Annotated in this window: 13 protein-coding genes; 2 read left to right on the forward strand and 11 right to left on the reverse strand. The window is 44.9% G+C overall.

Going from position 1 to position 12,933, the window contains the following annotated elements; genetic code table 11:
* Positions 1-708: 708 nt before the first annotated feature.
* The 3 genes from HW45_RS16935 to HW45_RS16945 form a co-directional block, all read right to left on the reverse strand.
* Positions 709-1,050: a hypothetical protein gene (locus tag HW45_RS16935; RefSeq protein WP_038228404.1), complete on the reverse strand. Its 342-nt coding sequence runs from the start codon at positions 1,048-1,050 to the stop codon at positions 709-711.
* 71 nt (positions 1,051-1,121) lie between these two features.
* The gene (locus HW45_RS16940; RefSeq protein ID WP_038228406.1) at positions 1,122-1,673 is read right to left on the reverse strand and encodes a DUF2301 domain-containing membrane protein; all 552 of its coding nucleotides are present in this window, start codon (positions 1,671-1,673) and stop codon (positions 1,122-1,124) included.
* 2 nt (positions 1,674-1,675) lie between these two features.
* Positions 1,676-2,611: a 2-dehydropantoate 2-reductase gene (locus HW45_RS16945; RefSeq protein ID WP_038228409.1), complete on the reverse strand. Its 936-nt coding sequence runs from the start codon at positions 2,609-2,611 to the stop codon at positions 1,676-1,678.
* Between the two features lie 101 nt (positions 2,612-2,712).
* On the opposite strand from HW45_RS16945, the gene HW45_RS16950 reads away from it, so the two are divergent.
* Positions 2,713-3,180, forward strand: coding sequence for a DMT family transporter (locus tag HW45_RS16950; RefSeq protein ID WP_038228410.1), 468 nt, complete (start codon positions 2,713-2,715; stop codon positions 3,178-3,180).
* A 41-nt stretch (positions 3,181-3,221) separates the two neighbouring features.
* Here HW45_RS16950 and HW45_RS16955 read toward each other — a convergent pair whose 3' ends face one another.
* From HW45_RS16955 to HW45_RS16985, 7 genes are all read right to left on the reverse strand, one after another.
* Complete coding sequence (locus HW45_RS16955) at positions 3,222-3,584, reverse strand: YgiW/YdeI family stress tolerance OB fold protein (protein ID WP_006070629.1); 363 nt, start codon at positions 3,582-3,584, stop codon at positions 3,222-3,224.
* A gap of 234 nt (positions 3,585-3,818) precedes the next feature.
* Positions 3,819-4,181, reverse strand: coding sequence for a YgiW/YdeI family stress tolerance OB fold protein (locus HW45_RS16960; RefSeq protein WP_038228411.1), 363 nt, complete (start codon positions 4,179-4,181; stop codon positions 3,819-3,821).
* Positions 4,182-4,378: 197 nt separating this feature from the next.
* Positions 4,379-5,713 (reverse strand): guanine deaminase, encoded by a 1,335-nt coding sequence (gene guaD / locus HW45_RS16965; RefSeq protein ID WP_038228412.1) that lies wholly within the window; start codon positions 5,711-5,713, stop codon positions 4,379-4,381.
* Between the two features lie 65 nt (positions 5,714-5,778).
* Entirely contained in the window at positions 5,779-6,603 is an 825-nt protein-coding gene (gene xdhC / locus HW45_RS16970; protein ID WP_006070631.1) for a xanthine dehydrogenase accessory protein XdhC, read from the reverse strand.
* Between the two features lie 14 nt (positions 6,604-6,617).
* Positions 6,618-9,008, reverse strand: coding sequence for a xanthine dehydrogenase molybdopterin binding subunit (xdhB, locus tag HW45_RS16975; RefSeq protein WP_038228413.1), 2,391 nt, complete (start codon positions 9,006-9,008; stop codon positions 6,618-6,620).
* Entirely contained in the window at positions 9,001-10,446 is a 1,446-nt protein-coding gene (gene xdhA, locus HW45_RS16980) for a xanthine dehydrogenase small subunit (protein ID WP_038228414.1), read from the reverse strand. The genes xdhB and xdhA overlap by 8 nt, the downstream gene beginning before the upstream one ends.
* A 322-nt stretch (positions 10,447-10,768) precedes the next feature.
* Positions 10,769-11,506 carry a GntR family transcriptional regulator gene (locus HW45_RS16985; RefSeq protein ID WP_038228415.1) on the reverse strand — a complete coding sequence of 246 codons (738 nt, stop codon included), beginning with the start codon at positions 11,504-11,506 and terminating at the stop codon, positions 10,769-10,771.
* Between the two features lie 305 nt (positions 11,507-11,811).
* On the opposite strand from HW45_RS16985, the gene HW45_RS16990 reads away from it, so the two are divergent.
* A complete protein-coding gene (locus HW45_RS16990) occupies positions 11,812-12,600 on the forward strand; it encodes a TerC family protein (RefSeq protein WP_038228416.1) in 789 nt (262 codons plus the stop codon).
* Between the two features lie 99 nt (positions 12,601-12,699).
* On the opposite strand, the gene HW45_RS16995 is transcribed toward HW45_RS16990, so the two are convergent.
* Positions 12,700-12,888 (reverse strand): hypothetical protein, encoded by a 189-nt coding sequence (locus tag HW45_RS16995; RefSeq protein ID WP_006070636.1) that lies wholly within the window; start codon positions 12,886-12,888, stop codon positions 12,700-12,702.
* Between the last annotated feature and the right edge of the window lie 45 nt (positions 12,889-12,933).

Below are 12,933 nucleotides of genomic sequence, written 5' to 3' on the forward strand. Positions count from 1 at the left end.
CTTCACGTCGCACGCCCCTTTAAGAGTTGAGCTACTAACCGGAAAAATGCCTAAACTCAGGTCCTGTCATTCCTGCGAAGGCAGGGATCTACTGACAACGCCCACTGAATCATATGGTCCATTCCACAAACTGGCGGTCGAAGCTAGCTTATTTTTGCTCCTTTCCGTGTTTCACACCATCCCCAAACATTACTGTCATCCCCTTAGAAAAGGGGATCTAATTCAGCGCGTCGCGAAGCTGATTTACGTGACTTAGTGAAGGTTTTCAGTTGCCTACACGCGGTAGGAGATCCTCACTTTCGTGAGGATGATGGCCAGTTGGGGCACGGAGAATACGAACAGACGTAGACTATTTTTGTCCATTTACTTACCATCCCAGCAATCACTGGCAGCATACTTTTCGACTTTTAGTGTGCGCGTGAGTAGATTCCGCATCAAATACGGAATGACGAAAAATTGTGCATTCTTGTCATTAGTGCCATAGATGATCTGTAATATTCTAAGTATTTTTGCCTTTCTAGAGTTTTTTGTTTACCCCTCAAAAAGAACGCTAACCACTTAGGTTCGCTTTTAAGTTCTTAGGGTGGAATCATCAAAAAAACAGAGTGTATATTTGATAACTAACGCTTGGCTAAAATAGGTATGCCATTGAAGTTAATTATATTACTAGTGATGTCATTTCGCGGATGTTAACTTACCGAATAGAGTCTAGCCCATCATCTGGGTAATAAAGGTTTGCTCATCATCCACAAAAGCCACAAAGCCGCCGTGATAGATAAACACCCGACCACGTCCTTCAACTAGGCAGGCAAGCTGTGGGTTCAAATCTTCTTCGTTATTTTGACGTTGAAATGTGCCAGTATCGGTGATTTCGCCGTCGAGTGAAGGCAAATATCCATGAGTACGTTTGGCTTGGTCAATCAGGCTTAATTCGCTGGTGTTAGAGAAGCACGAGGGGATCGCTCCGGCATCTTCGATAAACATGGTTTTTAGTTCTTCAAAGGCTGTAATCACCAGCCAGTCGATGCCGTTAACGTGATGGATAAACATAGTGTATCTCGGTAATTCTGTTGCGGAGATATTATCACTAATCAGGGGTGGTTGTAGCAGAGATTTAATTACTAAATCTGATAATTTGCTTTAATGCCAATATCGAAGTGAAGCGGCATTTGCCATTTCTTAAATGACAAGAAACCCATAATTCCGCCGACAGCGATGTAGAGCGCAACTAAAACTGGTAGTTTGTTCAGGGCAGTGCAAAGTACTGCGATAACGAGAAGAACAGGTATCAGTTTGAGTCCGGGTACTCTGAAGCAGAATGATTCTTTGAGTGCAATGCCGGAAAACACCACAAAGCAAAAGCCAAGCGATACCCACGTTGGGAGGTCTGTGACCACGCATAGTAGTGCTAACCAGCCACTCCACATTATCACCGTTCTGACCGTTTTGTCGTAAACGTGGATGTTGGCGGCGGATAAAACCGTGGATGTAAGCAGCATCCAGAATATCCATTGATCAAATGGAGATGTCACACTGGCGAGCGTGATACCTTCGTAGCTTAATGCGGCTGCCAGAAAACAGCCGATGGAAAATAGTGATATACCCAACCGATAAAAGCAGACACTGAGCCTATCCAGTGCATCTAAGTCTTCTTTAAATTCAGGATTGGCCATGATTATTTCACGCTTTTAATCTGGTTATTGATAAAACAGAGCTGTTCATAAAGCGCCTGAGTTTTAGGCATCGCGACATCTTGATCTATTGCTAAATCAATCGCGTTTTTATACATGTATTGAATCTCAAGTTCTCGATGGTTGCGCCTGTCGAGTAACATGCTAGTGAGGTAAGGCTTCATCTTAGCGGTGTTTGATAGCATGGTATCAATCAAGGTGTCTGAAATGTCAGTGTCCGTGGTTTTTGCGGCATGTTGAACTTCAATCATGATTTCTTTTGAGAGATTAACCAGCTCCTCGCAGCTCATCATTTCAGCAGTATCGGCGTTGAGTACGGTCGACAGTCCATTGAAAGGGACATTCCACAACAGCTTCTTCCATCTTGCGTCTATGATACGTTGATCGACATCGACTTCTACGCCGCTTTGAGTCAGGTGATTGGCAAAGTCTTCGAGTGCTTCAATGCCAGCATCGCCATAAGTGCCGATAGTGATACGGCCGTAATCAATATGGTCAATATGTCCAGGCGCCACTTTATTTGAGCAAATAAAGCACAATCCGCCTCCAACAAAAGGAAGGTTAAATTGTTCAGCTACCTCTCGCTCCGCACCAATGCCATTTTGAAGCAACATAACAAGTGTGTTGGGTTTTAATAAAGGGCGAATCAGTGCTTCGAGAAGGTGGTTTTGGGTGGTTTTGAGCGCGACAAGAACGATATCGGCTTTGGGCATGTCACACGTTGCATTATAAGCATTTAAGCTTTCAGCTGAAATCGAATAATCACCATAATGGGAGTGGACTTTTAAGCCGTTTTGGATGACATGTTGATAATCGCTATTGAAGAGAAAGTGCACATCATTGCCGCCGTGGTGGAGTCTTGCTCCGTAATAACCTCCAATAGCGCCTGTACCAATAACTGCGAATACCTTTTTGCTCATGTCATATCCCTAAATCAACGTTGTTATCGTACTAATGTACATGAATTTTATTATGAATGAAGTGCTACGCTTGTAAGAGTGTGTTTTGACGGGAGACTGATGTGAACGTAACAAGTGTCGTACTGGTGATACTCAGCGTTGTTGTTGGGGTTGGTTTAGTGTCTCAAGCTGGCGTCAACGCGCAATTGAAAGTTGGTATGAGTTCATCGTTACAAGCGGCGTTTGTTTCATTTGTGGTTGGAACAGTTGTGCTAGGCCTGCTGGTCGTGATTGAAGGCAAACCTTGGTTTCCTCAAGGTTCTATCTCATCGCTACCTTGGTGGGCATGGATAGGGGGCCTTTTAGGGGCTTTTAATATCGCTATGTCGATCTATTTAGCACCGCAACTTGGGGCGTTGGCGTTGGCGATTTCTATCGTCTGTGGTCAGGTTATCACGTCGATTTTCTATGATCAGTATGGATTATTGGGATATCCGACAATTGAAATGACGCCACAACGAATTGGCGGGGCGTTATTAATTATATTGGGTGTGATGTTGGTAACCTATCAACCAAACAAAAGCGGCTGAATGACAGCCGCTTTTGAAACTTGGATGAGTATTGTTGGCTATTAACCCGCGATGACAACGCGTTTAACGTCAACTGTTGCATCTTCCAACGTGTCTTTGTCTACGCTACCAGTAATTGTTACACGGTCATTTGGAGTAACGTCCACACCGCGCCAATCTTCACGATCGATTTCAATCACAATGGTGTTCGCGCCGTCTGTAAATTGGTATTTCTCGTCACCCAAAGAGTGCGTGATGTTACCTGTTATTTGAACCGGAGCGTCATCATTGGCACTTAGCGCTTGAGCGACTGTTGTTTGTGCGCCTTTGATAGGGCCGTTAAAACCACCTTGCTCAGGCATAGATTTCGCAGCTGCAAAACCAGAAGTAAGGATAAGTGCTGTAGTGATGATTACTTTTTTCATAAAAACCTCAAAGTAGGCGTTGTGTTCATTTGATGGTGCTACTATGCCTGAGTCAATCTTAACGAGATTTGAAGTTAATATTCAGAATTCGTTCATCTAGAAAAAAACTGAAAAAAGACGGTATCAATATTCTATGAATGCGTTTGGGAAATAAAAAAGAACCCTACTTGTAAGAGCAGGGTTCTTTTAGGGGAATAGGTGGCTAGTAGTTATTCTTAGACAAGTTCATTGTGTTTAGCTTGCGATATTGACGCGGTCTACGTCGATCGTTGCGTCTTGCATCATGTCTTTATCGATACTGCCAGTTATTATCACGCGGTCGTTCGGAGTTACGTTAACACCACGCCAATCTTCGTTGTCGATTTCAATAACGATGGTGTTGCTACCATCGGTGAATTGATACTTTTCATCGCCCAAAGAGTGTGTGATGTTACCTGTGATTTGCACCATGGTATCGTCTTTCGCATTAAGTGCCTGGGTCACAGTTGTTTGAGCACCGTCATTAGGCCCGTTGAAACCACCAGTTGCAGGCATAGATTTCGCAGCTGCAAAACCAGAAGTAAGAATAAGTGCTGTAGTGATGATTACTTTTTTCATAAAAACCTCAAAGTAGGCGTTGTGTTCATTTGATGGTGCTACTATGCCTGAGTCAATCTTAACGAGATTTGAAGTTAATATTCAGAATTCGTTCATCTAACAAAAAAATGCGCTTTTTTTTAAATTATTTCTCGAAATTGTTTATCTAGATAAAACAAAAGGCCCATTAAGGGCCTTCGATTTATTGCTATGTTTAGTTAACTGACTAAGCGCTTATCACGCTCGCCTTGAACGTCATAAGCTTTGTCGCCAAAGATATACGTCTCGCAGACCGTTCTATCGTCACCAAGGCTCATCAATACAAACAGTTTCTCTTCTAGAGTAGTGGCTTGCTTCATTCTAAAACGCATCAATTGAGTTGCGTGAAGATCTAACACCACGAAATCGGCTTCTTTGCCAACGGCTAAGTTACCAATCTTGTCTTCCAAATGAAGAGACTTAGCGCCGCCTAGTGTTGCTAAGTAGAGCGATTTCAATGGGTGCAGCTTTTCTTGTTGGAGCTGCATGATTTTGTACGCTTCACTCATTGTTTGTAGAATCGAAAAGCTGGTTCCCGCACCCACATCGGTGCCCATACCAACACGCACGCCATGCTCCTCAAGCTTATTCAACTTAAATAGGCCTGAACCAAGGAACAAGTTGGAAGTAGGGCAGAAAGCGATAGCAGATTCTGTATCCGCTAACCTTTGACATTCGCAATCAGATAAGTGAATGCCATGAGCGAACACCGAACGCTTGTGAAGCAGTCCGTAATGGTCGTAGACATCAAGATAGCTTTCACGTTCTGGAAAGAGGTCAAGTACCCACTCAATCTCTTTCTTGTTTTCCGATAAATGCGTATGCATGTAAACGTCTGGGTATTCTTCAAGCAACTTGCCTACGGTTGCAAGTTGCTCTGGCGTGCTGGTTGGCGCAAATCTCGGCGTGACGGCATAGAGTAAACGGCCGCGATTATGCCATTTCTCGATTAGCTCTTTAGACGCTTGGTATCCTGATTCTGGCGTTTCGGTTAGATAGTCTGGTGCATTGCGGTCCATGAGCACTTTACCTGCTATCATACGAAGCTTACGTTTCTCTGCCTCTTCAAAGAAAACATCGACCGATTCTTTGTGTACGGTACCGAACACCAAGGCTGTAGTGGTTCCGTTACTCGCCAGTTCATCCAAAAACAGTTTCGCGACTTTGTGTGCGTAAACCGGGTTTTTGAATCGTCTTTCTTCTGGGAAGGTATAGTTTTCCAACCAATCCAATAGCTGTTCGCCGTAAGAGGCAATCATGCCTGTTTGTGGATAGTGGATATGAGTATCAATAAAACCTGACGTAATCAGCTTGTCTTTATAGGTGGTGACTTTTAGTGGCTTTGGGTGTCTTGCTAGTACGTCTGTAGCTGAGCCAATATCGATGATATGACCGTGTTCAACGACAATCATGCCGTCTTCAAAAAACTCATACGAGTTCTCTAACCCGACGTCTTTCGGGTCAGCAATGCTGTGTAAAATACTGGCTCTGTAGGCCTTACGCTGTGATGTCATGGTACTTCCTTTTAGCCAACTCCTCACAAATTGGCCTTCAAATTCTGAGTCCTTTAAGTAAGCATTTAACTTACTTCATGCAGTGCTTGCGACGGATCCGGACGTTTTTGCTCTACTGGATTGCCTTGATAGAGTGAGATCAGTTCCCCTGCGACAGATACAGCGATTTCTGCAGGGTGTTTGCCGGTAATTGCGCCTATACCGATAGGGCAGGTCATGGTGTTGATCTGCTCTTGTGTATAGCCGCGCTGAGATAACCTAAAGTCGAACTTCTTACGTTTGGTCAATGAACCGATCATTCCAAAGTACGCACTGTCATTACGATCAATGATGGCTTTTGACAGGTCGAAGTCGAGTTGATGATTATGAGTCATGACCAAATAGTAGCTATTCGGTGGCATGTGTTTTACTTCACCAACAGGGTCATCTGACACCAATTTCTTCACGCCATCTGGGAGCACTTCTGGGAACTCTGCCTCTCGTTCATCTATCCAGGTCACTCTAAATGGTAACGTCGACACTATGTGCAGTAGTGCTTTTGCGACATGACCAGCGCCGAATAACACCAAGTGTTTCTGCGCTGTTCCAATAGGTTCGAAGCTTAACGTCGCCATTCCGCCACAGCATTGACCGAGGCGCGCTCCAAGATTAAAGCGCTCTACTTTTAGTGCGCTCTCTCCTGAAATAAGCATCTCTCGTGCCATTTTTGATGCTACGTGTTCGAGATGACCACCACCGATGGTGGCGATAATCTTGTCTCGTGTTACCAGCATCTTTGTGCCCGCGTCACGCGGCACAGAGCCTCGGTCTTCCAAAACGGTCACCATGACACAAGGCTCGTGGTTTTCTTCAAGCTTCGCGAGTTCATGAATCCAATTGTCCTTAAACATAGTGACCTCTCCTGTTAGTTTGCTTCCGTTGTTGTCGTGGTTATGTTTTTCTGTCCTTGTGTGACGGCTTGTACCGCCATTAATACCCGTTCAGGTGTCGCGGGTGTGTCGAGTTTTGGAATTGCGCCGTCCACAGCAACATATGAGATTGCGTCTTTAAGCGCACTCCATACAGACATACCCAGCATGAACGGTGGTTCACCAACGGCTTTTGAATTGAACACGGTATCTTCTGGGTTGCTGCGGTTTTCCAAAAGATGAGTTCTAAAGTCGATAGGCATATCTGCAATGGCTGGAATTTTGTAGCTTGCAGGTCCGTTGGTCATTAAGCGGCCCTGTTCATTCCAAACCAGCTCTTCGGTTGTTAGCCAGCCCACACCCTGTACAAATCCGCCTTCAACCTGACCAATATCGATCGCAGGGTTTAGTGATGCACCAACATCATGCAAAATGTCGACGCGCAGGATTTTGTACTCACCAGTCAGCGTATCAATGATTACTTCTGAGCACGATGCTCCGTAAGCGAAGTAGTAGAAAGGGCGACCGCGCGCTTTCTCATGGTCATAATAGATTTTTGGCGTGCGGTAAAAGCCGGTGCTCGACAATGAAATTTGGTTCATCCATGCCAGCTGAGCAAAGTCCGCAAACGTCATAATTTCTTCACGAATCTGTACCATACCATTCTTAAAAATCACTTCCTCTGGCGTGACTTTAAAGTGTGACGATGCAAATTCTATGAGGCGCTGTTTGATGGTTATTGCAGCGTTTTGCGCGGCTTTACCGTTGAGGTCGGCGCCCGATGAGGCCGCAGTGGGCGAGGTGTTCGGCACCTTGTCGGTGTTAGTTGCAGTGATTTGGATACGGTCAACATCTACTTGAAACTCCTCTGCTACGATTTGAGCCACCTTGATATTCAAGCCTTGGCCCATTTCAGTACCACCGTGATTCAAATGAATACTGCCATCGGTGTATATGTGAATCAGTGCCCCAGCTTGGTTTAGGAAAGTCGCGGTAAACGAAATCCCGAATTTCACTGGAGTAATGGATAAGCCTTTTTTCAAAATCGGGCTGTTGCGGTTGAACTCGGCAATTTCTTTACGTCGCGCGTGGTAATCACTGCTTTGTTCGAGTTGCTCAGTAATTTCCGGCAAGAAGTTATCTTCTACGGTTTGATAGTAGTGGGTAACATCACGACCTTCTTCACCGTAGTAGTTGGCTTTGCGCACTTCGAGCGGATCTTTTTTCAAGTAACGAGCGATCTCGTCCATGATGTGTTCGATAGTCATCATGCCTTGTGGACCACCAAACCCGCGGTATGCGGTATTCGATGCCGTGTTGGTTTTACAACGATGGCCTGTTACGGTCGCATCGCCTAAATAGTAGGCATTGTCTGAGTGGAACATAGCACGGTCGACAATAGAGCTAGATAGGTCAGGAGAGTAACCGCAGTTTCCGGCTACAATGATCTCAGCTCCCTCAATCACACCATCATCGTTAAAACCGATTTTGTATTGGTTGTAGAATGGGTGACGTTTACCCGTCATGGTCATATCTTCATTACGCAGCAAGCGCATTTTGGTTGGACGACCTGTTAGGTGTGCGATAACCGCTGCCATACAGGCAGGTCCAGCCGCTTGAGTCTCTTTACCACCAAAGCCACCGCCCATGCGGCGCATGTCGATAACGACTTTGTGCATGGCAACGCCGAGCACTTCCGAGACAAGCTTCTGAACCTCAGTCGGGTTTTGTGTTGAGGTATAGACAATCATGCCACCATCTTCGGTTGGCATAACGCTACTGACTTGGGTTTCTAGATAGAAGTGCTCTTGCCCGCCGATCTCAAGCTCGCCTTCAATGATATGTTTGGCCTTTGCGAGCGCTTTTTGAGAGTCACCACGCTTTTGCTGATGGCTTTCAGTCACAAAGTGCTCTTTGGCAAGGGCTTCTTTGACATCAAGGATAGCAGGTAGTGCTTCATATTCGACGATGGCGGCATGAGCCGCTTTACGGGCCGTTTCTAGGTCGTTTGCGGCTACAGCGATAACAGGCTGGCCGTAATACTCCACAACGCCATCGGCTAACAGAGGGTCGCCAGGTAGAATCGCGCCGATATCTAATTGACCGGGCACATCTTTGGACGTAATTGCGATGGCAACGCCATCGAATTCATAACAAGGCGATACGTCCAATTTGGTGATTTTCGCGTGCGCTTGTGTGCTTAAAAGAGCATACACATGCAGCTGATTTGGAAACTCAAGACGATCGTCAATGTAGACCGCTTCACCAGTTACCTGTTTAGGTGCACTGTCGTGCTTAACGCTCTTACCCACGCCGGTTTTCAAATCTTGTTTGACAATGGCAACCATCTCTTCGTGAGTCAGTTGCTGATGATTCACGTTAGACATAAGACGTTACCCTCGTTTCGATCAGATTACTGGTGTTATTGGTTTCAATGTAATAGCGCTTAAGCATATTGGCAGCTGAAATAGTGCGGTACTCTTGACTGGCGCGGAAATCGGAAAGCGGCTCGAAATCGTTTTTCACTGCTTCCATTGCGGTGGCTATGGTCTCTTCATTCCATGCTTGACCGATTAGCGCTTGTTCGCAAAGTGTGGCGCGCTTAGGTGTTGCTGCCATACCGCCGAAAGCGACTCGTGCGTCTGTCACGACGTTATCTTCTACAGTAATGGCGAAAGCGCCGCATACTGCTGAAATGTCATCGTCTAAACGTTTTGACAATTTATATGCTCGGAAGCTGTCGTTACTTGGTTTTGGAATGATGATCTTTTCGATGAACTCACTCTCTTGCTGCGCTGTCACTTTGTAGCTAATGAAATATTCTTCCACTGGAATCACACGCGTTTCATCACCACAACGAAGCTGAATGCTAGCATCAAGCGCGATCAGTAGCGGCGGGGTGTCACCGATAGGGGAAGCATTGGCAATGTTGCCGCCAATCGTGCCTTGGTTACGTACTTGAAGTGAGGCGAAGCGATGTAGAAGTTCTCCGAAATCAGGGTAGTGCTTAGTCAGCAGTTGGTACGCATCGGAAATAGGCAGATTGGCACCAATTTCTAACGTTTGGTCCGTCTCTTCACACACTTTCATTTCTTCAACCAGATTCACACTGATTAACGTTTCGATTTCACGATGGAATTGAGTTACTTCAAGCGCTAAATCGGTGCTGCCAGCAACCAATTTGGCTTGAGGGTGTGCTTTGTAAAGCTTGGCCAATTCGTCAGTAGTTTTTGGCGAAAAAGCAGTGAGATGACCAAGGCGTAAGTTTGCATCTTCATCTTGAATACTCTCAAGCTTCTGAATGGTTGCACGCTCTAATTCAGAGAATTGGTCAACAATACGTTCTTCTGAGCAAAGTGATAAAGCCGAGTCGACGATAGGACGATAACCCGTACAGCGGCATAGGTTGCCCGCAAGAGATTCCATAACATCAGGCTTGCTTGCGTTAGGTTTGTTTTTGGTCAATGCAAACATCGACATGATAAAACCAGGTGTACAATAGCCACATTGTGAGCCGTGAAACTCGACGATTGCCTCTTGCACTGGGTGGAGTGATTGACCTTTTTCTTGTAAGTCTTCCACCGTAATGAGCTGTTTTCCGTGTAGAGCAGAAATAAACGTTAGACACGAGTTGACGCTGCGATACTTCAGCTGCCCATCGACGAGCTCACCTAATACGACAGTGCATGCCCCACAGTCACCAGAACCACAACCTTCCTTTGTTCCAGTTTTCTTTACATGAGTGCGTAGATAGTTCAACACAGTCATGTTGGGGGACACATTTACTTCCTGCTTGATTTCTTGATTGAGTAGAAAAGTAATCAAGAGACCTCCTTGTTCCGTGATAGTTCGTTTTTATAATTTTCTGACCTTTGGGTCAATAATTGGATAATTTGACCAAGAGGTCAACTAAAATTTTACAAAATAGCAACAAAACTAAGGCTTTTAATCGATTTTAGAATGAAGTGAGTAGTTTATGTGTCTGATTTTATTTAATAAAGTCAGGGTTCAGGCGTCGATTCCGTGTTACAAAAAATCAGTCATGATTATTTCGTTGTTTAAAACGATAAGCTGCGGAAATTTCGAGGGAACAAGCAGGATCAAAAAAGCCAACCGTATTTGGTTGGCTTATAACGTGTTATTCAACTTAGCTCGCTTTGTTCTTAAGCACGTCTGAGAACACCACGTGAAGATCGTTGGAGGCGTTGTTTCCATCGAGATTCAATTTAGAACGAATGTGTTCTAAGTGTTCTTTCATAAGCTCAAGTGCGACTTCTTCATCGCCGTTCTCAATAGCATCAAGCAACATGGTGTGTTCATCTTGAGAACAGTTGGAGTGGTTGCCCGTTTCGTACATTGCAATAAGCAGTGACGACTGCGAGACAATACTGCGTTGGAAGGCTAGCAAAGGAGCGTTGTCTGCCATTTCGGCGAGCTTGATATGAAACTCACCAGATAAACGCAGGCCACTGCCGTAATCGTCTTTGGCAAAGGCGGCGTTTTCCTCTTCGACCAATTTACGGCACTCAGCAATTTGCGCCTTGGTTGCGCTTACAACAGCGAGTTCAGTAATGGCGAGTTCAAGCACTTCTCTAGCTTTGAAAATCTGTTGTGCTTCTTGAACCGAAGGGGCGGAAACAATAGCGCCACGATTCGGTCGAATATCGACGACTTTTTCAAGCGATAATCGAAGCAGTGCTCGACGAATAATGGTGCGACTCACACCAAAAATTTCCGCTAAAGCTTCTTCATTTAGTTTGGTTGCGGGAGGAAGGCGTTGTTCTAATATGGCATCAAAAATATGACAATAAACGACGTCATCTTGCGTCTGACCAGCAACTTTGGTCTTTACGCTTTTACTTACAGAGTTTTTCAGGCTTCCCATCTGATTACAGCACTCTCATGATTTATGTCCCTAATAAAACAATAATACTTCAGTTTGTATACAAGTGGCTATACAAAGATGGAATTGTGACGAACTAAGCAATATTGGCGCGTATTCACTGTTTGGGGTTGCATGTATCAATTTATGAATCAACGACATGTTTAGTTACATTCTGCCATATTGCTCGTTAGAGGGTTTGGTGATTTACTTGCGATCCCTAAGTAACAGAGGTATTAACCCTAAATGGACGACCCCTATAGTCGACTTTACAATTCTATTGGTTCCACTTTTCTGGAGCCGCAATCATGTTAGAACTTTTCCTTCAGCCTGAAGCATGGGCTATTTTTGCCACACTATTTGCCTTAGAGATCGTACTCGGTGTTGATAACGTCGTGTTTATCTCCGTACTTTGTGAGCGCCTTCCACTACATCAACGCAAGTTGGCCCGAAACCTAGGTATTGGCTTGGCCGTTATGGCGCGTATCGTGTTAGTTTTTTCGATCACTTGGGTCATGTCATTGACGCAACCTTTATTCGAAATCGCTAAATTCGCCTTCACTGGACGAGATGTCATTATGATCTTGGGTGGTGCGTTTTTGCTGGCCAAGAGTTTGAAAGAGCTTTGGAGCTGGCTGACTCACGATGAAAGTGCGCATTCGACACGAGTAAGCGCAGGCTTGGCGGTGGTGTTATTACAGATTGTTGCGGTGGATGCGGTCTTCTCTATGGACTCTGTCATTACGGCGGTTGGTTTAACAAGTGAAGTGCCAATTATGGTTGCTGCGATATTAGCGTCGGCGGTGGTCATGGTGTTGACGGCAGAGAAAATCAATAACCTTGTCACCCAATACCCAGGCTTCAAAACCCTAGCGTTATTGTTCTTGGTGTTGTTAGGTGGCTTGTTGATGGCAGAAGGCTTCGCAATTCATATCAACAAAGGTTACGTATACTTTGCGATGGCGTTTGGTTTGATATTGGAACTTTGTCACATTCAATTAAAACGCACTCAAGCCAAAAGGTTGTCTGCGCAAGGTGGTCAAAATCCAATGACTATCAGAAAAATTCGTCCGTTTAGAGTGGGGACGATAGCTTAGTTTGGGTCTTTTATTTAAAGACTGTTTACAGTGTTCTAAGGCTATTCGAACCATCAAAAAGGAGAGCTTATGCTCTCCTTTTTTGTATTTGTCTATGAGTTAAATTCCAAAATCGTAGCCTTGGTAGATATCGGACAATGTTTTGGGTTTCTTGCTACGTTTGCTTGGAGTGGGATGATATTCGTGTTTAATCGCATCAGCGTGTGCTTGCGCAGACTTCATGAATTCAGGATCAGACATCGCTTGTTTGCGAAGCTCATTGATGCGTTCTAGTTTTTCTTGCAACATAACTACACCTCATGAATTGCTGTATGTAATGCAATATACAAAGCA

It is taken from the genome of Vibrio sp. ER1A (assembly GCF_000733315.1).
Taxonomy (GTDB): Bacteria; Pseudomonadota; Gammaproteobacteria; order Enterobacterales; family Vibrionaceae; genus Vibrio; species Vibrio mediterranei.